Annotated in this window: 20 protein-coding genes and 4 pseudogenes; 12 read left to right on the forward strand and 12 right to left on the reverse strand. The window is 67.4% G+C overall.

Translation table 11 applies throughout. From position 1 onward, the window contains the following. Positions 1 to 354: AMP-binding enzyme (locus tag H293_RS51830; protein WP_033416650.1), on the forward strand; the 354-nt coding region annotated here is incomplete at its 5' end. Positions 355 to 422: 68 nt separating this feature from the next. On the opposite strand, the gene H293_RS0145840 is transcribed toward H293_RS51830, so the two are convergent. After that, positions 423 to 1,382 (reverse strand): aldo/keto reductase, encoded by a 960-nt coding sequence (locus tag H293_RS0145840; RefSeq protein WP_020124478.1) that lies wholly within the window; start codon positions 1,380 to 1,382, stop codon positions 423 to 425. Between the two features lie 177 nt (positions 1,383 to 1,559). Between H293_RS0145840 and H293_RS53445 the strand changes: the two genes are divergently transcribed. After that, positions 1,560 to 1,868 carry a hypothetical protein gene (locus H293_RS53445; protein ID WP_020124479.1) on the forward strand — a complete coding sequence of 103 codons (309 nt, stop codon included), beginning with the start codon at positions 1,560 to 1,562 and terminating at the stop codon, positions 1,866 to 1,868. Between the two features lie 499 nt (positions 1,869 to 2,367). On the opposite strand, the gene H293_RS0145850 is transcribed toward H293_RS53445, so the two are convergent. Next, complete coding sequence (locus H293_RS0145850) at positions 2,368 to 3,147, reverse strand: SDR family NAD(P)-dependent oxidoreductase (protein ID WP_020124480.1); 780 nt, start codon at positions 3,145 to 3,147, stop codon at positions 2,368 to 2,370. Positions 3,148 to 3,279: 132 nt separating this feature from the next. Here H293_RS0145850 and H293_RS51835 point away from each other — a divergent pair. Continuing rightward, a pseudogene (locus H293_RS51835) lies at positions 3,280 to 3,906 on the forward strand (MmyB family transcriptional regulator); the annotation flags it as partial. Positions 3,907 to 3,992: 86 nt separating this feature from the next. Here H293_RS51835 and H293_RS53450 read toward each other — a convergent pair. After that, positions 3,993 to 5,211: pseudogene (locus tag H293_RS53450) on the reverse strand (RNA-guided endonuclease InsQ/TnpB family protein). A 25-nt stretch (positions 5,212 to 5,236) separates the two neighbouring features. On the opposite strand from H293_RS53450, the pseudogene tnpA reads away from it, so the two are divergent. Further along, a pseudogene (gene tnpA, locus H293_RS53455) lies at positions 5,237 to 5,613 on the forward strand (IS200/IS605 family transposase). A gap of 422 nt (positions 5,614 to 6,035) precedes the next feature. Continuing rightward, complete coding sequence (locus H293_RS56425; RefSeq protein ID WP_158694561.1) at positions 6,036 to 6,491, forward strand: cellulose binding domain-containing protein; 456 nt, start codon at positions 6,036 to 6,038, stop codon at positions 6,489 to 6,491. Between the two features lie 646 nt (positions 6,492 to 7,137). Here the strand turns inward: H293_RS56425 and H293_RS58835 are convergent. The 6 genes and pseudogenes from H293_RS58835 to H293_RS0145900 form a co-directional block, all read right to left on the reverse strand. Continuing rightward, a complete protein-coding gene (locus tag H293_RS58835; protein WP_158694562.1) occupies positions 7,138 to 7,293 on the reverse strand; it encodes a hypothetical protein in 156 nt (51 codons plus the stop codon). 159 nt (positions 7,294 to 7,452) lie between these two features. Continuing rightward, positions 7,453 to 7,923 (reverse strand): annotated as a pseudogene (locus H293_RS0145880) (Gfo/Idh/MocA family protein); the annotation flags it as partial. 158 nt (positions 7,924 to 8,081) lie between these two features. Further along, positions 8,082 to 9,341 (reverse strand): ABC transporter substrate-binding protein, encoded by a 1,260-nt coding sequence (locus H293_RS0145885; RefSeq protein WP_020124486.1) that lies wholly within the window; start codon positions 9,339 to 9,341, stop codon positions 8,082 to 8,084. 183 nt (positions 9,342 to 9,524) lie between these two features. Next, complete coding sequence (locus tag H293_RS0145890; protein WP_078612908.1) at positions 9,525 to 10,571, reverse strand: adenosine deaminase family protein; 1,047 nt, start codon at positions 10,569 to 10,571, stop codon at positions 9,525 to 9,527. A gap of 133 nt (positions 10,572 to 10,704) precedes the next feature. Beyond that, on the reverse strand, positions 10,705 to 10,851 hold the full coding sequence (locus tag H293_RS59570) for a hypothetical protein (RefSeq protein ID WP_020124488.1): 147 nt from the start codon (positions 10,849 to 10,851) through the stop codon (positions 10,705 to 10,707). Between the two features lie 87 nt (positions 10,852 to 10,938). Next, positions 10,939 to 11,361 (reverse strand): hypothetical protein, encoded by a 423-nt coding sequence (locus H293_RS0145900; RefSeq protein WP_020124489.1) that lies wholly within the window; start codon positions 11,359 to 11,361, stop codon positions 10,939 to 10,941. Between the two features lie 49 nt (positions 11,362 to 11,410). Between H293_RS0145900 and H293_RS0145905 the strand changes: the two genes are divergently transcribed. Both H293_RS0145905 and H293_RS0145910 read left to right on the forward strand, forming a co-directional pair. Then, positions 11,411 to 11,806 carry a MerR family transcriptional regulator gene (locus tag H293_RS0145905; RefSeq protein WP_020124490.1) on the forward strand — a complete coding sequence of 132 codons (396 nt, stop codon included), beginning with the start codon at positions 11,411 to 11,413 and terminating at the stop codon, positions 11,804 to 11,806. A gap of 104 nt (positions 11,807 to 11,910) precedes the next feature. Then, on the forward strand, positions 11,911 to 12,834 hold the full coding sequence (locus H293_RS0145910; RefSeq protein WP_020124491.1) for an NADP-dependent oxidoreductase: 924 nt from the start codon (positions 11,911 to 11,913) through the stop codon (positions 12,832 to 12,834). Here H293_RS0145910 and H293_RS58840 read toward each other — a convergent pair. Beyond that, positions 12,821 to 13,423 (reverse strand): hypothetical protein, encoded by a 603-nt coding sequence (locus tag H293_RS58840; protein WP_158694563.1) that lies wholly within the window; start codon positions 13,421 to 13,423, stop codon positions 12,821 to 12,823. The genes H293_RS0145910 and H293_RS58840 overlap by 14 nt on opposite strands. Between H293_RS58840 and H293_RS58845 the strand changes: the two genes are divergently transcribed. Beyond that, complete coding sequence (locus H293_RS58845; protein WP_158694564.1) at positions 13,422 to 13,868, forward strand: hypothetical protein; 447 nt, start codon at positions 13,422 to 13,424, stop codon at positions 13,866 to 13,868. The genes H293_RS58840 and H293_RS58845 overlap by 2 nt on opposite strands. Before the next feature lie 293 nt (positions 13,869 to 14,161). On the opposite strand, the gene H293_RS0145925 is transcribed toward H293_RS58845, so the two are convergent. Next, positions 14,162 to 15,187 (reverse strand): LacI family DNA-binding transcriptional regulator, encoded by a 1,026-nt coding sequence (locus tag H293_RS0145925; protein ID WP_078612910.1) that lies wholly within the window; start codon positions 15,185 to 15,187, stop codon positions 14,162 to 14,164. Positions 15,188 to 15,679: 492 nt separating this feature from the next. Beyond that, positions 15,680 to 16,924: an MFS transporter gene (locus tag H293_RS0145930; RefSeq protein ID WP_020124495.1), complete on the reverse strand. Its 1,245-nt coding sequence runs from the start codon at positions 16,922 to 16,924 to the stop codon at positions 15,680 to 15,682. An 855-nt stretch (positions 16,925 to 17,779) separates the two neighbouring features. On the opposite strand from H293_RS0145930, the gene H293_RS0145940 reads away from it, so the two are divergent. The 4 genes from H293_RS0145940 (at position 17,780) to H293_RS0145955 (ending at position 22,976) form a co-directional block, all read left to right on the forward strand. Beyond that, positions 17,780 to 19,249 carry a xanthine dehydrogenase small subunit gene (locus tag H293_RS0145940; protein WP_020124497.1) on the forward strand — a complete coding sequence of 490 codons (1,470 nt, stop codon included), beginning with the start codon at positions 17,780 to 17,782 and terminating at the stop codon, positions 19,247 to 19,249. After that, complete coding sequence (xdhB, locus tag H293_RS0145945; RefSeq protein WP_020124498.1) at positions 19,246 to 21,663, forward strand: xanthine dehydrogenase molybdopterin binding subunit; 2,418 nt, start codon at positions 19,246 to 19,248, stop codon at positions 21,661 to 21,663. The genes H293_RS0145940 and xdhB overlap by 4 nt, the downstream gene beginning before the upstream one ends. A 1-nt stretch (position 21,664) precedes the next feature. Then, the gene (gene xdhC, locus H293_RS0145950; RefSeq protein ID WP_106968600.1) at positions 21,665 to 22,474 is read left to right on the forward strand and encodes a xanthine dehydrogenase accessory protein XdhC; all 810 of its coding nucleotides are present in this window, start codon (positions 21,665 to 21,667) and stop codon (positions 22,472 to 22,474) included. Between the two features lie 64 nt (positions 22,475 to 22,538). After that, positions 22,539 to 22,976 carry an MFS transporter gene (locus tag H293_RS0145955; protein WP_020124500.1) on the forward strand — a complete coding sequence of 146 codons (438 nt, stop codon included), beginning with the start codon at positions 22,539 to 22,541 and terminating at the stop codon, positions 22,974 to 22,976. Positions 22,977 to 22,988 lie beyond the last annotated feature (12 nt).

Below are 22,988 nucleotides of genomic sequence, written 5' to 3' on the forward strand. Positions count from 1 at the left end.
GACATCGCCACGAAGGACGCGGACGGTTACTACACCATCGTCGACCGCAAGAAAGACCTGATCATCCGCGGCGGCTACAACGTCTACCCCCGCGAGGTCGAGGAGATCCTCTACCAGCACCCCGCCGTGGCCGAAGCCGCGGTGATCGGGATCCAACACGCCGAGCTCGGCGAGGAGGTCGGCGCCGCGGTGGCCCTCAAGCCGGGCGCCGAGGTGGACCCGGAGGAGCTCAAGAACTTCGTCCGGGACCGTCTCGCGGCGTACAAGTACCCCCGCTCGGTCTGGCTCGTCGACGCCCTCCCCAAAGGACCCACAGGAAAAATCCTCCGCCGCAAGGTTCAGCCCGCGGGCTGATGGGACGCGTCGCATGGCCGCCAGGTAAGCCCAGTGGACGCGGAGAGCAGCAGCCAGGTGGCCGCGGGTCAGGAGGAGGCCGTCGTCAAGGATTCCAGTTCCGTGTCCGACAGTTGAAGGTCTTGCGCGGCAATCAGCGCCGGCAGCTGTTCGACAGTGCGTGCGGAGGCTATCGGGGCGGTCACGGTCGGCTGCTGTGCGAGCCAGGCGACCGCCACCGTGGACATCTCGACGCCCCGCGCCGTGGCGATCTGCTCCAGCGCGTCGAGTACCTTCACGCCGCGTTCCGTGTCCGCGTGGCCGCCGGCGAGTCCGGGAAGGTTGCGCACATTCTCGGTGTTCTTGCCGGGGCGGTACTTGCCGGTGAGGAAGCCGGAGGCGAGCGCGAAGTACGGTACGCAGGCCAGCCCTTCGCGCTGCACGATCTCCCGTCGCGCACCCTCGTAGCTGTCGCGTGCGACGAGGTTGTACTGCGGCTGCAGGGCCACGTAGCGGGCCAGCCGCTCGCGGTCGGAGAACTCCAGTGACGCGGAGAGCCGTTCGGGGCTGATGTTGGAGGTGGCGATGGCCCGCACCTTGCCGGCCTTCACGAGGTCGTCGAGAGCGGTGATGATTTCGTCCACGGGGATGGATTCATCCCGGTCGAAGTGGGTGTAGTAAAGGTCGATGTGGTCGGTACGCAGTCGCCGCAAGGACTCCTCGGCTGCGGCCTTGATGTTGGCGGGAGCGAGGCCCATGAACTTCGGGTGGTCGCCGACCTTGGTTGCGATGACCACGTCGTCACGATTGCGGCGGGTGGCGAGCCAATCGCCGATGATGCTCTCGGACTGTCCCGGCTCATTGCCCTGCTCGGGAAAGTAGTGCATGTATGAGTCGGCGGTGTCGATGAAATTCCCGCCTGCGGCGAGATAGGCGTCGAGCACTGCAAACGACTGGGTTTTGTCGGCGGTCCAGCCGAAGACGTTGCCGCCCAGGCAGAGGGGGGACACGCGGAGGCCGGACGAGCCGAGGGTGCGAAGTTCAGTCATGTCGTGCCCAACGTCCGCCCGGTTACTCGAAGTTCCCCACGCTTGCCCATCGGGGGGCGCGGCGTGGGGGTCACGATGCTCAGTCCGAACACGCCTGAATCGTCCAGGCCGCGACGCGGCGGCGTACGCCGCCGACTGGCTGCCCTTCTTCTGTTCGCCCGAGGGCGCCGCCGGGGTATGGGCGACACACTTGCCGCGGGGACAGCCCAGCGTTCGGGAAACATCGCGCCCCTGGAGGTCGTCGCCGGTGGCATGGTCGCCGTGGGCGAGGATGGGAGGAGCGTGCTCGACCTCGCGCGGCCCGCGCTGGCGCTCTGCATCGGCGGAATGGGCACTGCTCCACCAGTCAACCTCGCGAGTCCAGCCTCGTACGTCCGGGAGCGGGTCGAGGCATTCCGCGAGTCCGGTGTCACCAACGTTCAGGTGACCCCGCTCGGCGACGACCTCACCGGGCTCGTGCGCCAACTCAAGGAGCGGGTGGGCTGACCGCCGCTGATGCTGACGAACCCGGGTGTGACGGTCGGTGGCCCAGCGCCGACCTGCGGGTGGGCCCAACATCGAGGGAACAGGGTTCCCACCGTCCGTCCGAACTCCTCGACCGTCCGCATCTTCGGCCCCGCTGGTCACGACCCCGGGGTCGCCCGCTGGGACGTCCATCTCACCCGACCCGCACCTATGCGCACTCCGAGCCGTGGAACGGGGGAGTCATGCCTGGTCAATCGCAGCCGTGGCGGCATCGGCGCGACCATGAGCGACGCCCGGCGGCCCAGTGCGCGGGCCGCTGCCGCGATCTCCCGTGTCAGCACCCGCCACTACCTGCCCGCCGCTCATGCTCGGCCCGACCTGACCGGCCTGCCCGACCAGCCCCAGGGGGAGATGGGCGAGGCTCGGGGCAGCGGGCGGCCAGGGCCGGCTCAGATCCGCGTCGGTGTCCGTCAGCGCGGAATCAGTTCACCGCCGCCGATCGGGCGCTCCGGGCAGGGCGTCAAAGGCGGAAGCCGCCGCTCGCCTCGATGCGCTGCCCCGTGATCCAGTGGGTGCCCTCGCGCACGAGAGCCGCCACGGCCGGGCCGATATCGTCTGCTTCGGCGATGCGGCCGCGAGCGGTCAGCCCCCTCAGAATCTGCTGGAGATTCTCGTCGTCGCGGAGGTGACCGCCGTCGAAGTCGGTGCTCACCGGACCGGGCGCGATGCTGTTCACGCTGATCCCGCGCCCACCGAGTTCCGCTGCCCAATAACGAGTCAGTACCTCGACCGCTCCCTTGACCGCCCCGTAGACGGCGTAGGGAGGAGTGACGAACCGGGCGAGTCCGGTCGAGAGGTTGACGATCCGGCCGCCGTCGGTCAGCAGGGGCGCGGTGCCGTCGGGGGCCGTGGCCAGGGCCTGGGTGAGGAGGTAGCAACCCTTGACGTGGACGGCGAAGAGGCGGTCCATGGTCTCCTCATCGGTGGAACCCAAAGCGGAGTGCAGCGCGATCCCGGCGTTGTTGACCAGGATGTCGAAGGTGTCACGATCCCAGCGGTCCCGCAGGGTCTGCCGCACGGTGTCGGTGAAGCCCGGCAACGCCGCCGACTGTGTGACGTCGAGGTGAAGCGCGACGGCGACGCGGCCACGCGCGGCGACCACCTCGACGACCTCCTTCGCCCTGCCCTCGTCCGTGTTGTAGGTGAAGATGATGTCCCGGCCGTCGGCGGCGAGTGCCTCGACGATTGAGCGGCCGATGCCGCGGTTGCCGCCGGTGACGAGGGCGATCGTAGTGGACATGGCATTCCTTCTGGCGGTGGTTCCTGGCTGATTCCTCCACCATGTGTCCCTCGGCCGGTGCTAACCAGTGGCCGCTTACCCAGGGGTTGGGACCCCCTGGGTAAGCCGTGGCCGGGCACGGATACTGAACAGGTGAATCTGACCGAGCTGGGTGCCTTCGTCAGGTCCCGACGTGATCGAGTCCAGCCCTCGGACGTCGGTCTGGTCGCCGGGCCCCGGCGCAGGGTTCCGGGGCTGCGCCGCGACGAGGTCGCCATGCTGGCCGGGGCCTCGACCGACTATTACATCGAGATCGAGCGCGGCGGCGCTCAACCGTCGGAGCAGATGCTGGCCGCTCTGGCCCGCGCGTTGCGGCTGACGAGTGACGAGTGCGACCACCTCTTCCACCTTGCGGGCCGGCGGCTGCCACCTTCCGGAGGCTCGTCGGCACACCCCCGTCCAGCCATGTTCGACCTGCTGGGCCGCCTTGCCGCAGTGCCGGCGCTCGTCTGTACGGACCTGAACGTCATGCTGGTGCAAAACCGCCTCGCCGATGCACTTTTCGGCCCGCTCGTTCCTGTCGCGGGACCGGGAGCGAGCTTCGCCCACCGGTGGTTCACCGGGGATCCCACGGCCCGCGCCCTGTATCCGGAGGACGATCATGAGCATCACTCACGCGGCTTCGTCGCGGACCTGCGCGCGGCCGCCGGCCGACGGAGCCGCGGCGATCAGGAGGTTGCACAGCTGATCGGCGATCTGAAACGGCGCAGCGAAGAGTTCGTCCGTCCCCCTGGTCCGAACGCGATTTGACTTGCTCCTCGGGGTGAAGCCCGAGGATTCTGGCCTTCTCGATCGTTGCTGTGCCGCTACGTGGCACGGGGTTCGGTCGGGAATCCGTGGCTTCCTGTTTCTTCGCGCTGTGCCGGGATCGCTCCTGGTCTTACCGGCGCTCCGCAGGCTGATACCGCCAGTCCGGCGGCCGTTTTGACGTTGATCGCGGCGTTGGTGTCCCGGTCGTGGAGGGTGCCGCAGGCGCTACAGGTCCATTCCCTCACGTCGAGGGGTTTGGGCCCGTCTTTGACGCCGCAGGTGGAGCAGACCTGACTCGTCGGCTCGTACCGGCCGATCTTGATCAGGGTCCGTCCGTACCGTTGTGCTTTGTACTCCAGCATGTTCATGAATGAGGCCCAGCCGGCGTCATGCACGGACTTGGCCAGCCTGGTGCGCGCCAGTCCCCTCACCGGCAGGTCTTCCACGGCGATCCCTTGGTTCTCGGAGATCAGCTTCGTGGAGAGCTGGTGGTGGAACTCGCGGCGGGCGTCAGCAACCTTGGCGTGGGCGCGGGCGACCTTGAGACGGGCCTTTTCGCGGTTCTTCGATCCCTTCTGCTTGCGGGACAGCTCCTTTTGGGTCTTCTTCAGTTTCTTCTCCGCGCGTCGGAGGAAGCGCGGGGAGTCGATCTTCGTGCCGTCGGAGAGGACCGCGAAGTGAGTCAGGCCGAGATCGATGCCGATGGTGCGGTCGGTGGCAGGCATCCACTCGGCATCCCGGGTCGGTGTCGATGACGAACGAGGCGAAGTACCGCCCGGCCGCGTCCTTGATCACGGTGACCGAGGCAGGAGCGGCGGGCAGTGTGCGGGACCACTTCACCTTCACCGCGCCGATCTTCGGCAGGTTCAGCCGTCCGCTGTCGGTGATCTTCCAGCGGGCGTTGGCGGTGAACCGGATCGACTGCCGGGTGTCCTTGCGAGACTTGAACCGCGGCGCACCGGTCCTGGGCCCCTTGCGGGTGCCCTTGAGGGAGGCGAAGAAGTTGCGGTACGCGCTCTCGGCGTCCCGCAGCGACTGCTGGAGCACCACCGCGGAGACCTCACCCAGCCATGACCGCTCGGCGGTCCGTTTGGCCTCGGTGATCAGGCGCGTGGACAGCTGACCGGCCGTCGGGAACGGCTGCTCGGCCTTACGGGCGTCTTCACGGGCGCGGACCGCGTCGTTGAACACGACACGGGCACACCCGAACGCCTTCGCCAACGCGGTCTGCTGGCCGGCGTCCGGGTACAGACGGAAGCTGTACCTGAGCTGCATGACCGTCACGCTACATACTTGGGTTATGGGCGAGATGCAGAAGATCAGAACTGGCAGGCACTGTGCTTTCGTGATGTGTTCACCGATGCCCACTTGAGACGGATGGAGGAGATCATGCGGTCGGTGTGTACGGACTTCGAGTGCGAGCTGGTGGAGTTCAACGGCGAGGACAACCACGTCCACCTCCTGGTGAACTTCCCGCCCAAGGTCGCCGTCACCAAACTCGTCAACTCCCTCAAGGGCGTCTCCTCCCGCCGCCTGCGCAAGGAGTTCCCCGACCTGGCATGCCACTACTGGCGCGCCAACAAACTCTGGTCCGGCTCCTACTTCGCCGGAACCGTCGGCGGCGCCCCGCTCACCGTGGTCCGGCAGTACATCGAACAGCAGAACCGGCCGGTGTGAGCACCACCCGGCTTCCCCGGGACCAGCCGTCCCGACGCTCCGCGCCGCAGGCACAACTGCGGTGTCCGGCTTCGCCGGACCTGAATCCGCGACGCTCCGCGTCGCGACCATGAGATTCGCTTCACCACCGGCCTGAAGGCCGATGCACTGCGAACGAATTCCGGTAGCAGGGCGGGACCCGCAAGGTCACGACGGCGCTCGGTGTCGGGGCGGAAGCCAAGGTTCCGTCCCGCGGAACAGGCGGCACTGAGTACTTGAAGGTTGAACGCTTCTTGGCGAGACTGATCACACGCTCACGTCACATGGCAAGCAGGCCTGTTGACCGGACCCGCTCATTGCCGGCGCCGGTGCCCCCGGTGCCGCAGTCCGCGCGTGGTTCGCAGGCAGTGCCGCCGTGTGCCCCCACGACGAAGGACGGTGTTATGAAGAGCAATCGCCTCACGGCCGGACGATCGCATTTATCCCGCAGGCGCTCGCCGGCGGTATGCGCGGCGGTGTTCTCCGCGGCTCTCCTGGTCGCGACCGCTTCCGGCACGGCGTCCGCGAGTCCTGCAGCGGAAGGCACGGCCAGTTGTACCGCGGTGACCCAGGAGGTCATCTACAGCAACAACGGCGAGTATTCGGCCTATGTAGAGGTGAAGAACACCGGCCCGGTGACGATCAATGCGTGGCGTGCGAAGGGCACCTTGCCCGAGGGGCAGTCGGTACGGACCCAGTGGCAGGCCGTCCTCACCGTCGACGGCAGTGAAGTGACGTTCGACAGCACTCCTTACGGGTACCGACCCATTCAGGTCGGCCGCTCCGACTATTTCGTGTACACGGTCCGCGGCTACCAGGACACCCGCGTACCGGAGCTCACCTGCGAGGCACAAGGCTAGTGTTCCGCGCCGGTAGTTGATCGTCAGCGGTCATTGACGTTGTGCCCGGGGCGGGCTGCCGCAGCCGCATGGTCAGCCGCGGCAGCCCGCCCTCGCCGGTCAGTTGCCCCTTCGGACTCCTCCTCCGCTTCGCCCCGAACGTCGCACAGGTCTGCGCACATGTACCGGCGTGCTGCGCTCTAGCGGGAACGTCTCCCAGTGGAACCTCGCAGACGATCCCCCGGAAACGGTGAAGGAGTACGGCGACAGGGCGTCGAGCAGCGGGTTGCGGGAGACCGCGTTTTCCAGGTGGCCGCCGCAATCGGATCAGTCGTAGAACTTCCCGGCAATACAGGCTAGTTGACCGATCGGGGAGTCGCTGAGGGCGTAGGCGACAGTCTGAGGGAGGCCTGGTCGACTCCTCCAAAAAGTAACCGCCGCCCCGATTCCAGAAGTCACGGTCCCCCGGAAGCCGATGCGCTCGCTGAGATCACCGTCTCCGGCCGGCACATCGGCGTAGGCGTGAAGGGGTGAATCACCTCCACCCGTGGTCTTCTCCCCTGAGCTCGTGGTCCGGGCGTTGAGCAAGGCCCCGGCATGGGTTCCGCGTGCCCCCGCCGGGACGTGCGAAGGATCCGCACCGGGGCCCGCCCGTGCGGGGAGCGGACTACCGGTCCGTCGCCTTCGACCAGGTGGGCAGCAGCTGTGCGTACAGCTGCTCGGCGACCTCCAGGGCGCGGGCCGCGTTGTCCAGGTCGGACTCGTTCACCGCACGCCCGGCGGCGACCTCCTCGAAGTGCCCAAGCACGGGGACGAAACCCATGGTCACCAGGCTCGACCTGTCGCCCCAGGGCGGTAGCTGCAGGTCGACAACGTCGACCTGCAGCGCGTTACCCCGACCGTAGACGTCGATCGCCTCGCCGCAGTGGGCGAAAGAGGCAGTGCTTTAGAAGCTGAACGAGCACGCCGCCCCACCGTCGGCTCATGCCACGAGGCTCACGTCCACCCCGAAGCCGGGGACCACGTTGAGCACCGCCGGCATCTCGCTCAGATCACCGACCAGGTACCGCGCCAGGTCGATCAGGTGGACGGGATTGTCGGTGAGGCAGAAGTGCAGGTCGTCGCGGGTCCCCTCGAAGTAGCCGTCGAACTGCCCCATCACGAAGGTGAAATGCGCCAACGACGGCGCCCCGAACTCGGCCGAGTGGATCAGCTCATGGGCCCGGCGATAGGCCGGGGCGAACCGCTTCACATAGTCCACGACGACCTGGGCCTGCGCCGCCGAGGCGAGCTCGGCGAGCTCGTGCAGCTCGGCCGAGGGCCCTCCGGCCGGCTTCTCGCAGAAGATCGGCAGACCCGCCTCGATGCACCGGGTGACGACGGACCGGTACTCCCCGGCAGGGACCACCACGACGACGAAGCCGTCGATGCCCCCCGCGTCGAGCATGGCGTCGACGCCGACGTAGTGCCCCTTCGCCCCCTACTGCGCGGCGGTGGACCGGGCGCGCTCCTCGGTACGGGCGCAGACGGAGACCAGCTAGAAGCCCGCCTCCAGGATCGCCGGGCAGACCGCGCTGTTCGCATGGCTGCCCGCTCCGACCAGGCCGATCCTCACCGGTCTCCCACCGGGCCGCCGGCGCCGCCGTTTTCGAGGCCGTCGATCCGTGCGGCGGTCGCGGTCAGGATCTCCTCGAGCCGCGCCGGCTCGACGAAGGCGTCGACCAGGCCCCGGGACCAGATGCCGGCCACGTCAAGGTACTCCGGCATCGGGGTCGGCAGCACGCGGGCGGTGGTCTGCAGGATCTCGAGGCTGTTCTCGGCGAACCCGTTCCACGTGGCCGCCACAGCTCGGTAGCCCTCGTCGTCCCAGATGCTCTGCCGCGTCGGGTTCATGTTCCCCTCGTGCACAGCTCGGGTGAGGAACGAGCGAGAGCCGGCCCACTCGATAAAGCGCCATGCCGCGTCCTTGTCCCGCGAGGCGCTGTTCATGACCAGCGACCAGGTCCACATGTTGGACTCCCGCTGCCCGCCCGGACCGGTGGGCGGCCGGGTGTAGGCGACCCGCCCGCGCACTGCCGAGTCAGGTCCCTCGAAGAAGGCCACATAGTGATCGGAGTCGACGATCATGCCGTACCGGCCGGCGGCGAAGTCCCGGGCCACGTCCAGCCAGTGGCCACCAGGCCACGCGGTCGGGCCGGACGCATGGAGTGCCGAGATGAAGTCCCGTGTGGCCGCGAGAGCCTCCGGGGAGGCGACAGCGCTGCGGCCCGCGCTGTCGAAGTCCACCCCGCCGTAGGACCACAGCTGGGTCGCGAACCCCGTGTACATGGTGTGCCAGGTATCGGTGCCGCGCTGCGCGAAGCCACGCACGCCGGACACCTTCTCGGCGATGACCGCCGCAGCGTCGAAGTAGCCCTCCCAGGTCGTGGGTGCCTCGCTGAGACCGGCCTGCTCGAGGACGTCCGGCAGGTAGGCCAGGTTGTAGGTCTCCCAGTTGACCGGGATCTCCAGCAGCGCACCCGTGCCGAGGGCGTCGCCGCGCTTGCCGGTCCACCGGTTGCAGTCGAGCAGCGGGGCCAGGAAGTCGCTCGGGTCGAAGTCGGCGGAGCACCGGTCGAGGTACCCGTCGAGTGGCTCGACCAAGCCCTCACCGGCCAGCTTCCACATCGAGACCGGCCCCGACATATACACGTCCGGCGCAGACTCACCTCGCAGCCGGCCCCGCAGAACGTCCAGGGAGTTGGTGACATAGTCGGTCTCGGGGATGATCTCGAGCTCGACCTTCTCGCCGGAGAACTCCTCGTACTCCGCGACGTGCCTGATCACGCTGGCGACATACGCGTCGTTGTCCGGTCCGATGAAATGGACCATGCGCTTCCTTCTCCCTCCGACACGACCCAGCGGTCGCGCCTCGGTAATTACTCGTTCGCGCCAGTGCTCGTGACCTGCCCGGGGTCCGGGCGGGCCGCATGAGATCGCGCCTCGTTCGACGCCGTACGCTCTCCCGCCGACGGGCCGTCCCGCCTCGACGACCCGCCTTGTAACCCGGGCGCCTTAGGCGAGATGGCGAATACGCTGGTGCTCGGCCTTGAACTCAGCCGTCAGGCGGTCGATCGTCTCCTTGTCCGCAAAACTCGCCTCCAGCCCGGCCAGCGAGTACCTCTCTGCATCCTCGACCGTCCACTCCATGTGAAGTGCGGAATCGAAATAGCAGTCGTGGAGCTCGGGACCGATCAATGCCGGATCGTCCGAATTGATCGACAGATTGACCCCTGCTGCCGCCATGGCCCGATGGTCCCGAATCCGGCCAGGTACCTCCGGCGGCGGATAGTCGACGAACCAGCACGCGGCTACTGGCAGTTGCGACGTAACGAGGCGTGACAGCAGTTCCGGTTCGTCGAGGGCCGCGTAGCCATGGTCCAGACGGTCGACCTTCAACAGGTCGAGCGCTTCCCGGATCTCGCTCGGGTCTCCGTGTTCACCGGCATGGGCGGACAGCTTCAACCCGGCATCTCGAGCCAGCGCATATGCTGCGATGAACTCGGACGGTCGGCCCGCCTTCTCATCCGAGTCGAGGCCTATGCCCACGACGTACTCGTGCGGATGCCGAATGATCTCCTGAACCAGTTCGACGGCAGCCTCGCCGCCGAGTTCTCGATTGATCGCCGGGACGATCCGGGTGACGACGCCGGTCTCCTTTTCCGCCGCCTTGGCTCCCGCCAGGATGCCCTCGAGCATCTCGGGGTAGCTGAGCGCGGGGTGGTTCTGCGGGTCGAAGTAGTACTCGCGGTAGCGTACGCCGCCACTGGCCGCGGTCATCAGGCTGACGTAGGTGACCTCCTCGAAATCCCTCGTCGTCTGCATGGAGCTCGTGACCGCGTTGAGGACGATGAGACCCTCGTCGAAATTGGCGAACCGGTAGCGGCCGCCGTGCCGCACAGCGGATTCCGGAATCGCCACCCCGTGGCTCGCCGCCAACCGCGCGGCCATCTCGGTAGGAACGCAGCCTCCGAGATGGCAGTGCACCTCGGCCTTGGGGAGAGCGCGAAGATATTCCTCGCTCAATCCCTTGTGTGCGTGCGTAGCGGGCGGAGTGTTCATGAGTCTCCCCTCGAAGCGATTGAATCGATACACAACGTACCAGGGCAGCGGCGGGCCACCAACCCTCCAGCGAGGTATTCCGGCGTCCGGACGGCCGCCGGGCGGCTGGACCCGGACGTCGAGGGTCACCGTTTCAGGTCTGTGGCCAGCGGGTCTGCCTGATGTCGCTGTCGAGTAGGTAGAGGAGGTGGAGTTGGACGCCACGGGTGATTTGGACGGTGGGCGGGGCGGTGAGGTTGCCGATCCGCAGACTGAGTTCGCCGAGGTGGTAGAAGATCATGCGGCCGGTGGGACGGACGCCACGGTTGTCGGGGTAGACCGCTCATGGTCTGCTCGGGGGCGAGTGCCTGTCTGACCTGCCGCTCGATCAGACAGAAGACCAGCAGCCCAGACAGATGACCTGGATCAGGGCGGCAACGCGCCGGTTGTGCTGCACGAAGAGCGGCGTCACCTCGTCGAGCGGGCCCTTGAAGTCGTGGCAGCGGCGTTCGACCGCGCTTTGGCCCTTGCAGTGGATCAGAGTCCTCCCGGCATCTGCCTGGTCGGCGGGGACGGACGTCAGCAGTGCGTACCAGCCGTCGACAGCGGCTTCGGCCTTCAGTACGCCGGTGTCGAAGTGCCAGGCCAGGGCTGGGGTGCCGTCCTCGGTATCGGTGACGGCCCAGCGCAGACTTGACGTGACACGTGTCGGCGTACTGAGAAAAGTGCTCAGGCGCCTACAGACGAACGTGCTCAGTCGTGGGACCGGGACGACAACCCTGCGGCCGTGGCGGTGTCCGCGAGCGTCCATGACTCGACGGCGGTCTGAACCTGGAGCACGCGAGCGTAGGCTCTCAGGGATGCGGATAGGCGAGTTGTCCAAGCGCACGGGCGTGAGTCCGCGCTCACTGCGGTACTACGAAGAGCAGGGCCTGCTGACCAGCTCACGCTCCGACGCGGGGCAGCGTCACTATTCCGATGCTGCGGTCCAACGCGTGTCAATCATCCGACAGCTTTTCGACGCCGGTATGTCCAGCAGGGTGATCGCGACTGTGCTGCCGTGTGTGGACGTCCCGGGTGACCTGGGCGTCGCCGAGGAGACGTTCACGGCGATGATGCGCGAGCGCGACCGGATCGACGCCGACATCGCGCACCTGATCGAGACCCGCGATGCACTCGACGTGCTGATCAGGGCCAACAGCCGTCACCGGGCGAAGCTGTCCACGGCCCCGGAGCCGGCGGCACGGTTGGCCTGATGCTGTGACCTGCATCTCAGCCGGTTGCCCCTCACATCAATGTCACAGGTGAGGATGGCCGCAGAGCCCGGAATCACCGGGTCGGTCAAGGGAGGCGGCAAAAGATGGGGCAGGCGTGGGGTTTCGGCAGGCATGGCGGGCCCGAAGTGCAGGAGTTCTTCGATCGTCCCGATCCCGTCCCCGGTCGCGGCGAGGTCCTGATCCGGGTCGACGTTGCCGGCGTGAATCCCCTCGACCACATACTGCGCTCGGGTCTGGTCCCCGGGTTCGACGGCGGGCGTCCGTTTCCCCGCGTGCTGGGCATGGAGGCAGCCGGAACCGTTCTCGCCCGGGGCGAGGACGTCAACGGGCTCGAGGTGGGTGACGCGGTCTTCGGCTTCGCACTCACCGGTGGCGGCACCTACGCCGAGACGACGGTCCTGTCCGCGCCGAACACCGCGCGCATCCCGGAGGGTCTGTCCGCGACCGTGGCGGCAACGCTGCCAGTTGCCGGGACGACCGCGGTGGACGTGCTCGACCAGCTCAGCCTCCCGGCCGGTGCCACGGTCCTGGTCAACGGAGTCGGGGGCGGGGTCGGCCTCGCCGTCGCCCGGCTGGCTATCGGGCGCGAGCTGCGTGTGATCGGCACCGGGAGTACCGCCAAACGCGAGCACGCCGAGGCCATCGGGGTGCGGTTCATCGACTACACCGCCGAGGACGTCGCCGCCGCGGCACGCGAGCTGGTTCCGGACGGCTTCGACGGGATCGTCGACCTGGCCGGAGGCACCTCACTGCGGACGGTCGCTCCGCTGGCCCAGGATCCCCGCAACGTCATCGCTGTGGGTGATATGTCTGTGCACGATCTCGGTGGGCGTTTCGTCGAGCGGCGCCTCGACCGCGAGAACCTGGAGCGGTCGGCCCGGCTGGCCCTCGATGGACTCCTCGCACCCGTGATCACCGCGGTCCATCCGCTCTCCGACGCCCCGGCCGCCCTCGCCACCGTCGAGAACGGTCACACCTCGGGCAAGGTTGTCATCAAGGTGGCATGAAAACTGCCCGGCCGTCTGACGCTGTCGACCATCCATAGCGGACTGACGAGAACCCCTGGTCAGCGCACCACCAACTGAGCACGTTCACCTGTACGGGGCTGAGCACGCTCAGGCGTACGCCGACAACGCGGCGCTTGGCGGCGATGACACCGATCCGGGCGACGATCTTCTCCCGGGTCTTGTAGTGGCGTCCGCCGGCGGCGGCGGTGAGTCTGTTCAGGTCCTCGGTGGCCTTGGCCAGGCGTTTGTCCCGGGCGGCTTGCCGGTCGGCGGCGTTCGCGGTGGAGTGGACCAGGATCCGTCGCACGGTGAGGGCCGGATCACTCTTGCGGGGCCCGGTCAGGGTGTGGGTCTTCGCCGGCATGCGGTAGGTCTCGCGCCGCTCGGCGGGCTTGCCTGCCTCCCGGTCCGGTGTCCAGTCCACGACGGTGGCCCGCGCAAGATCGAGAGCGGCATAGACCTCGTCCTTGACCTGCACGGCCGGGGCCCGGGCGATGAACCGAACCCTGGCCGCCAGCAGGGCGCGGATGGTGGAGTAGGACACCAACTTGGAGTCGGCGACCATCGAAAAGCCATGCTCGCCGGCCATGGTCCGCAGGTCCTTCATTGCGCCGACGACCTGGCTGACCTCGGCCGCACCACCGCCGAAGACCCTGGGCATGGAGCGGGATGCCGCCATCGGCCGACACCGCGAGCCCGGCCTGGACCTGCTTCAGATCGAAACGCCGGTCCTTGGGATGCCCGTAACCGATGACGGGGAAATCCTCGTCCTGGCTCTCAGCCGGGAAGGCTCCGTGCACGGGCATGCTGGTCATGTCCCAGTGCATTCGGGCCACATCGATCCCGAACTCACCGATCGCCCGCGCCCCGACCGTGCCCGCGATGTGCCCCGGCTGCGGAGCGATCGCATCCAGTGCCCGGGCCGGACGATCATCGTTGAGCAGACCGGGCCCGATCCCGAAGACCTCCTCCACCGCCAGCACCTGGCCCGTTCTCCACCCGTACCAGCGGCGCGGGAGACGTCAGCCGGTTGACCACCAACGCCTCGATCACCTGCCCGTGCGTCACCAGCGCACTCGCACCGTCAGGACTCACCTCATCGATGATTCCGGCGACATCCAGTTGGCGCAGAAAACTCGGCAGCGACAGGCAGAGCGCCCAGACGTCTCCATCACGGAGGTCACCGCCACTTCAAAACGCTGACGCTGAGGCCGTGGCCGCGGGGACCGGGAATTCATCGACCCATCCGATCCAACGCCGCACACCCGGCCCAGGACACCCCCGGACCGGCCACACCATACGAATCAACGACCCGCGAATTACGGGTCTAGCAGGAGGACGAGCGAACGACCAGTTGAGGCGTGAACGTGACGCGCTGATGTTGGTGTTCCGGGTTCATCGACTCGTCCAGAAGCAGACGCGCGGCGGCGCGGCCGAGCTCACGGCTGGGCCCCGCGATGGAGGTGAGCGGAACCCCGGCCGTCTCCGCGAACTCGATGCCGTCGTATCCCACGACGGCCAGCTCGCCGGGCACTGACAAATTGACGTCGGCGCAGCCTCGGATGAGCCCGATGGCCAGGAGGTCGTTGGCACAGAATGCCGCGGTGGGACGCACCGATTCCGGGAGGTCGGCGATCTGCTTCGCCGCCGATCGACCGTGGGCCACGGTGAGGCCGTCGGTCACCACATCGGTGATCGACGGGGTGACATCGCTGAGCGTCGACAGCGTTGTTTCGAATCCTTCTCGACGCTCGCTCACCTGCCGGAAGCCCTGCGGGCCGACGAACGCGACGCGGATGTGACCGAGTTCCGCCAGGTGCTCCGCGGCGAGCTTGCCCCCGAGGCGGTCGTCGACGGAAACGGAGCAGTGCAAGCTCCCCGAGGAGCTGTCGTCGAGCACCACGACGGGTGTGCCACGTGAGGGCAGGGCGTCTATCAAATCGTCCCGACCGGCGACCGGCGTGATGAGAACTCCGAGTACGCGTTGCTGTTCCAGCCGGTTCAAGTACGCGGCTTGACGGCCCAGTTCCTGTCGGCTGTTGCAGGTGAACAGTGAGAGGTCCTCCTGTTCCACGACGTCTTCCACGCCGGAGGCGATCTGCGCGAAGAAGGGGTTCGCCGCATCGGACGCGACGAACGCCACGACGCGGCTTCTGCCAGCACGCAGGTGCCGTGCGGATTCGTTCCGCACGAAGCCCAGTTCTGCCATGGCGGCTTCGACACGATCTCGCGTCTCCGACGCGACTCGTCCAGGTTTGTTCAGGACATTGGAAACGGTGGCCACAGAGACCCCGGCACGCTGGGCAACGTCCTTGACGCGTGGTGATCTCCCCACGCCTTCCGCAGGACTCACTGCCGTCCCCCACTTTGATCGATTTTCTGAGCGCGCGCTCAGCCTCCATGCTAACCCAGTGTCTTCGTGGCGGACTGGGCGGTAGTCGGCCCCGGAAAGGGAAGATGCCCAGTGACGACCGAATTGCGGTCGAGGGCTGAGCCCTTCTCGTTACCAGGCAGCACTCTTCGTGCCGCCCGACCGAGGTGACCCATGCAGCCTGCGGAACATCGCACGGCCTCGACGAGGGCATGTAGATCGATACAACTCATGCCGACTCGTAGAGGCCGTACGCTCTGGCCGTGTCCCATGAAGTCCGGCACCGCATCGGACTCGCCATCCGCACCATCGTCCGCCGGCCAGGGCGACGGCACGCGGCCGAGGTCAGGTGTCTCGCGCGGCTACGTAGCCGCAGGTCCGGCGACTGTAGCCGTCGAGTCGAGTGCCGTGGAGGGACGCACTCCAGCCGCACCCGGTGCTCGCGGTCTTGCGGCGTGCGTGGTCCGGCCCGTTTCAGACCGCAGCGGTTCCAGGCACTTCGCGCGGTGACTCGACCTCCGGGTCCAGTTCCTGCTCGATGGTGAACTGGGTACGCTCAATCCGTCGAAACGTGACCCATGCTGCGGTGAGACCGATCGCGACAATGATCGTCAATCCCCAGTAGAGGCCCTGAAAGCTGGCCGCGGCGATCGCCGGCGTGAAGAACGCCAGAGCAGCAGCGGCCACTCGTCCGACGGCGAAGATCGCCCCCTGCGCGCTCGACCGCAGCAGGGTCGGGAACGATTCCTGGGCCCAGACCTTCAGAATTCCCTCGAACGCGAAAGCCCCGCCGATCGCCGACAGCACGTTCATGATGATGATCGTCGTGATGGTGAAGCCGAAGGCCGCCGGTACGGCATACGCGAGAACGAGCGACACGCTGCCGACCGCGAAATAGAGCATGCGGTTCTTGCGGTCGACGATGCGCATGAAGACGAGGCCGAGCAGGATATAGACGGGCAAGGTCAGGAAACCGATGACCGAGTTCATCCGGACGGAAATGTGAGCGACATTGACCGCGAGATAGGTCCCGAACTGTCCGTTGGTGTTGGACGCCACATTGGTCAGGGCGTAGAAGACGAGCAGCACCGCGAAGGGGACGAAGTAGGGGGTCGTCAACAGGTCCCGCACGCGTGCCTTGTCCGCACGGAGGGTGTGGGTCCCGCCGAGTCGCTCTTCCCGCGCCTCCGACCACATCCGCGACTCCGGAATGCCCACGCGGCAGATCAGCACTACGAGCGTGACGACCCCGATCTGGCCGAAGAGCACCTGCCCGCCGAGGTGACCCCAGCCGCCCGCGAAGATGGCGAGCGTCACCGAAACCAGAACGCCGACGCTCCAGAGAACGGCAGAGAGCCCGATCATCGCACCGCGGTTCTTGTCGGTGGCCGCTTCCGAAATTGTCGCCAGCGACACCGGCAGATCGGCCCCGGTGCCGAACCCGGCAAGCACGATACCCGCCAGCAGCAGATAGAAGCTCGTGCCGAAAACCAGGAACGCAATCCCAATGGCGATCAGCGCCATGGTCACTATGAAGACGTTTCGCCGGCCGAATCGATCGCCCAGGCGTCCGCCGAGCAGTGCGCCCAACCCGATGGCCAGAGTCAGCGCGCCGGACAGGATGCCGATCTGATTCGGAGTGACACCGATCGACTGCTGGTAGAGCACGAGGGCAATTCCGGTGGAGACGATGGTCGAGGCATCGACGTACGAGGCCATTCCACAGATTGTTGCCACCCGCCATGGGCTTGGACTGGGGCGTCGATCACTTGATCCCGCGTGGTTCATTGGAGCACTTCCTCGTGGACGGATCGCGTTATCCGCCCCGTACGCTGGTGGTGGTAGCTGGGGGCGGCTTAGCGCGAAAAGCTAGCGCAGGTTGTATCGATTCACAAGCGTTTGGTGAGGGTAGCTGTAAACATCGTGTAACTCCGATCAAGGAATGTGGACCCGGTGACGTGCGGGGCACGGCCTGGGTGGGCGGGGGCGTCAGAGCGGACGCGGTGAAGGCGGCCACGGCGGTCGGAGTCATGGGGCGGGGCAGTACCGGCTTGACTTCGGTGCCGACGGACACGCATTCGCTGGTGGGCAGTACGAGGGTCAGCGCGGCGGCGAGCATGATCGGGTGGTGCGTGGACGCGGTGTGTCGGAGGACGCAGGCGGATCGGGTTCGCCTGGCGGGGCAGCGTCGCGCCCCAGGGGTGGCCAGGCGCCGGAAGCTTGACGCACGCCCCTGCCGCGACTAGCTTTCCTCAGAACTTCGTCACGATCACCGTAAGGAGGCGACCGGCAGATGAATCTCATCTCTGACCTGGGTCGCCTCGCCCACGTCACAGCCTGGGCTCCGGGACGCATCGCACACGGCTGCTGAGCACGCCGTATTTACGTGCCCGCTGATGGCACCTTCCGGCTTCCCTGCCGTGTTTGCTGAATTCCCTTCCTTTCCGCATGTCAACGCTGTCGGTGCATGCGCCTGGCTACCGCCCTGTTGATGCGGCGGCCTGATACAGAAAGCTGCATTCCAGTGGTGTACCTACCGAATCGACTGACCGCGCACCGGCCCGAGGGCTTGGCATGGTGAGGGCCCAGATCACAGTCAACGGGCACGTAGCCCCGATCACACCTGCCGCAGCCCACACGACGGTGCTGGACTTCCTGCGGGAGCGAGGCCTGACCGGAACGAAGGAGGGCTGCGCCGAGGGGGAGTGCGGTGCCTGTTCGGTCCTGGTGGCCCGCCCCGGAGTGGTGAAGCCGACCGACTGGGTGGCTGTCAACGCATGCCTGGTCCCGGTCGCGGCGCTGGATGGCCAGGAAGTCGTCACAGCTGAGGGTCTCGCCGCAGCCGACGAGAGCGGCGCGGCAACCGTCCTGCACCCGGTGCAGGAGGAAATGGCCGTCCGGGGCGGCTCCCAGTGCGGCTACTGCACACCGGGATTCATCTGCAGCATGGCGGCCGAGTACTACCGGCCCGATCGGTGCGCGCGCCCAGAAAACGACTCAGCCGATAGTGCCGATGCTGAGCAGGGGCCCAACGGCTTCGATCTCCACTCACTCAGCGGGAATCTCTGCCGCTGCACCGGATACCGGCCGATCCGTGATGCCGCGTTCGCCGTTGGCATGCCAGGCGGTACAGATCCGCTCGCGCAGCGCCGCGAGCAGCCCGCGCCCGTGCCCGTCGCCACTGAGTACACCCAAGACGACCGTGTCTTCCTCCGCAGACGAACCCTTGCGGAGACCTTGCAGGTGTTGCGAGACCGGCCCGACGTCGTTGTGGTCGCTGGCTCCACCGACTGGGGCGTCGAGGTCAACATCAAGTCCCGCAGGGCGAATTGTGTGATCGCCGTCGACCGCTTGCCTGAACTGCGCGAGCTGCGTGTCGACGCGGACTACGTCGAGATCGGCGCGGCGCTCACCCTCACGGAGATCGAGCGACACCTGGACGGCGAAGTCCCGCTGCTGACACAGCTGTTCCCGCAGTTCGCCTCTCGGTTGATCCGCAACGGCGCCACGCTCGGCGGGAATCTCGGTACCGGGTCACCCATCGGCGACAGCCCGCCGGCGCTGCTGGCGCTAGAGGCGTCAGTGGTTCTTGCCGACACGACCGGCGAGCGAGTGGTCCCGCTCGCGGACTACTTCACGGGCTATCGGCAGACAGTGCGCCGTCAGGGCGAGCTGATCCGTGCGGTACGCATCCCGCGGCCGCTCTCGCCCGTCGTGGCCTTCCACAAGATCGCCAAGCGGCGCTTCGACGACATCTCCAGCGTGGCGATCGCTTTCGCGCTCGACGTTGAGGGCGGGATCGTTCGAAAGGCACGGATCGGGCTGGGCGGAGTGGCCGCCACCCCGGTCCGAGCAGTGCGCACCGAGGCGGCGCTGGAGGGCCAGGACTGGACAGAGGAAACCGTACGAAGCGTGGCTACCGTGCTGAGTACGGAGGGAACACCCATGGACGACCATCGCGCCAGCGCCGGCTACCGCTCGGCCATGCTCGGCCAGAGCCTGCTCAAGCTGTACGCGCAGACCACCGAGGCGGTGAGGTCATGAGCCAGCTGTCCCAGCGTCCCGAGAAGCCTGTGGTAGGCATCCCTCTTCCGCATGAGAGCGCCAGCCTGCATGTCACCGGCGGCGCGCTCTACACCGATGACCTGGTGCAGCGCACCAAGGACGTGCTGCACGCCTATCCGGTCCAGGTGGCGCAGGCACACGGCCGGATCACGGCGCTGCGCACGGGGCCGGCGTTGCAGGTGCCCGGCGTGGTGCGCGTGCTCACGGCAGCCGACGTGCCCGGTGTCAACGACGCCGGCATGAAGCATGACGAACCGCTCTTCCCCGACGAGGTCATGTTCCACGGTCATGCCGTCGCCTGGGTGCTCGGCGAATCGTTGGAGGCGGCCCGATTGGGTGCGGCAGCCGTCGAGGTGGAACTCGATGAGCTGCCGTCCCTGATCACGCTGCAGGATGCGATCGCCGCGGACAGCTACCACGGCGCCACGCCTTTGATGGTGCAGGGTGATGTCGAGGCGGGCTTCGCCGACGCCACGCATGTTCTCACCGGCGAGTTCCAGTTCTCCGGACAGGAGCACTTCTACCTTGAGACGCACGCGGCGCTGGCCCAGATCGACGAGAACGGCCAGGTGTTCATTCAGAGCAGCACCCAGCACCCGTCGGAGACCCAGGAGATCGTCGCGCATGTGCTCGGCGTGGCCAGCCACGAGGTGACCGTGCAGTGCCTGCGGATGGGTGGTGGCTTCGGCGGCAAGGAGATGCAGCCGCACGGCTTCGCTGCCATCGCCGCGCTCGGCGCCAAGCTGACCGGCCGCCCGGTCCGGTTCCGGCTCAACCGGACCCAGGACCTCACCATGTCCGGCAAGAGACACGGATTCCACTCGACGTGGAAGGTCGGCTTCGACGCGGACGGCCGTATCCAGGCTCTGGACGCCACCTTGACCGCGGACGGCGGCTGGAGCCTGGACCTGTCCGAGCCGGTCCTTGCCCGCGCCCTGTGCCACATCGACAACACCTACTGGATCCCCAACGCCCGGGTGGCCGGCCGCATCGCCAAAACGAACACGGTCTCCAACACCGCCTTCCGCGGTTTCGGTGGCCCGCAGGGAATGCTGGTCATCGAGGACATCCTGGGCCGTGCGGCACCGCAACTCGGCCTTGATCCCATGGAGCTGAGAGAGCGCAACTTCTACCAGCCCGGCCAAGGGCAGACGACTCCGTACGGACAGCCCGTCCCGCAGGCCGAACGCATCTCCGCCGTGTGGCAGCAGGTGCAGCGCGAGGCCGATGTCGCCGTCCGCCAGCGCGAGATCGCTGTCTTCAACGCCACGCATCCGAACACCAAGCGGGCGCTTGCGCTCACTGGCATCAAGTTCGGCATCTCGTTCAACCTCACCGCCTTCAACCAGGGCGGCGCGCTGGTGCTGATCTACAAGGACGGTTCCGTCCTGATCAATCACGGCGGCACCGAGATGGGACAGGGCCTGCACACCAAGATGCTGCAGGTCGCAGCGACGACGCTGGGCATCCCGCTCCAGCGGGTCCGGCTGGCCCCGACCCGCACCGACAAGGTCCCCAACACCTCGGCGACCGCGGCGAGTTCCGGCGCGGACCTCAACGGTGGCGCCATCAAGCATGCCTGCGATCAGCTGCGTGAGCGGCTGTTGCAGGTGGCTGCCACACAGCTTGGAGCGCCCGCCTCCGATGTGCGCATCACCGATGGCATCGCGCGAGCGCTGGGCGTCGACGGGGAGCTGGACTGGGACACACTGGTACGCACCGCCTATTTCCAGCGAGTGCAGCTGTCGGCGGCGGGTTTCTATCGAACCGAGGGGCTGTACTGGGACGCGCAGTCCTTCCGGGGGTCGCCCTTCAAGTACTTCGCCTATGGTGCTGCGGCGGCGGAAGTCGAGGTGGACGGCTTCACCGGCGCCTACCGGACCCGCCGAGTGGATATCGTGCACGATGTCGGTGACAGCCTGTCACCCATGATCGACATCGGTCAGATCGAGGGCGGCTTCGTGCAGGGGGCGGGCTGGCTGACCCTGGAGGACCTGCGCTGGGACGTCAGCGACGGTCCGCACCGGGGGCGGCTGCTGACGCAGGCCGCGAGCACCTACAAGCTGCCGAGCTTCTCGGAGATGCCCGAGGAATTCAACGTGACCCTCTTGGAGAACGCCACCGAAGAGGGGGTTGTCTACGGGTCCAAGGCGGTGGGAGAGCCTCCGCTGATGCTGGCTTTCTCGGTGCGCGAGGCCTTGAGGCAGGCCGCCGCCGCGTTCGGGCCGAGCGGCGTCAGCGTCGAACTGTCCTCGCCGGCGACGCCGGAAGCTGTGTACTGGGCGATCGAGACGGCACGCCGGGCCGATACGGCTCACAACGGGGCGGCCGCCGGTCGGCAGTCAGCCGGTCGAGGACCGCGAGCGGATACGGAAGAGCTGAGCAGTGCCTGACATGGCGTGGGTCGCCGCGGTCGCCCGGCTGCGAGCCCGCCGGGAACCCGGTGTGCTCGTGACCGTGGCGACTGTGCGCGGGCACGCTCCCCGCGACGCCGGCGCGAAGCTCGTCGTGGGGCAGAGCCAGACCTGGGGCTCCATCGGCGGGGGCAACGTCGAAGCCGTCGCCATCGACCGGGCCCGAGAGCTGATCGCCGCGCCCCAACCGAAACCTGATCTGATCGACTTCGCCCTGAACGACAAGGTGGTGAACCGCCATGGCGTGCAGTGCTGCGGCGGCACGGTCTCGATCCTGCTGGAACCATTGCCGGTCGTGCAGGCAGTGGCCATCTTCGGGCTCGGCCATGTCGGCCTGGAACTGGCGCGCATCTTGGCACGCCACGATCTCGACCTCTACCTGATCGACACCCGCTCCGACATGCTCGCGGTCGAGCGGCTCGGCGCGCTGGCGGACGCGGTGGCGCAGGTCCATGTGCGGCACACGCCGTTGCTGCCCGAGGAAGTGCTCGTGGAACTGCCGCACGGTGCCCACGTGCTGATCATGACTCATGATCATGCAGAGGATGCGGCGCTGTGCGACGCCGCACTGCGCACCCCGCATCTCGGATCCATCGGGCTGATCGGGTCAGCGGCCAAGTGGGCGCGCTTCCGCAGGCGCTTGTCCACGGAGGGCGGTCATGAGGAGGCGGTCATCGACCGCATCAAGACCCCGATCGGCCTACCTGACATCGCGGGCAAGGAGCCGGCGACCATCGCCGTGAGCGTGGCGGCTGACCTGCTGCGCGTGTTCAGCCAGGAGAGGGCCTGAGCCGGATCGTCATCGAGGGCGCCGCTCCGAGGTGCGCGCCGGATGACTGCGCAGGCTCAGGGCCGTGCGAGTCGCTCCCGACGTACTGGTGGTCATCGTGACCTTCGTGCTCGCCCTCGCCCTGACCAGCGGTTTCCTGACCGTCGGGCTCGTCGCGGTCGTGGGACAGGGCGGCCGGTACGGCCTGCTGCTCGGCGTCGCCGGGGTCGCCGAAGTGGTCGGCGCCCTGCTCCTGGCCGGCCTGCGCATCCGCAGACTCGCCGTGGCCGCCGTGGCCGCCGTGCTGGCGTGGGCCCTGCTCGGGATCTTCCGGGCTCCCCTGGGCACGGTCACCTCGCCTGCCGTGGCGGCGCTTCTCCTGACCGCCACGGGACTGGCCTCGGCCCTCACGGACATTCCCTTGATCGCACTGGTGCAGCAGCGCATACCGAGCCATCATCTGGCGAGGCTGAACCAGCACAGGGCTGCCCGCTGCATTGTCCAGGGCATGACCAACAGATAGCCGACAGCGGCG

Origin of the sequence: Streptomyces canus 299MFChir4.1, from assembly GCF_000383615.1 — a bacterium.
In the GTDB taxonomy this organism is placed as follows: Bacteria; Actinomycetota; Actinomycetes; order Streptomycetales; family Streptomycetaceae; genus Streptomyces; species Streptomyces canus_C.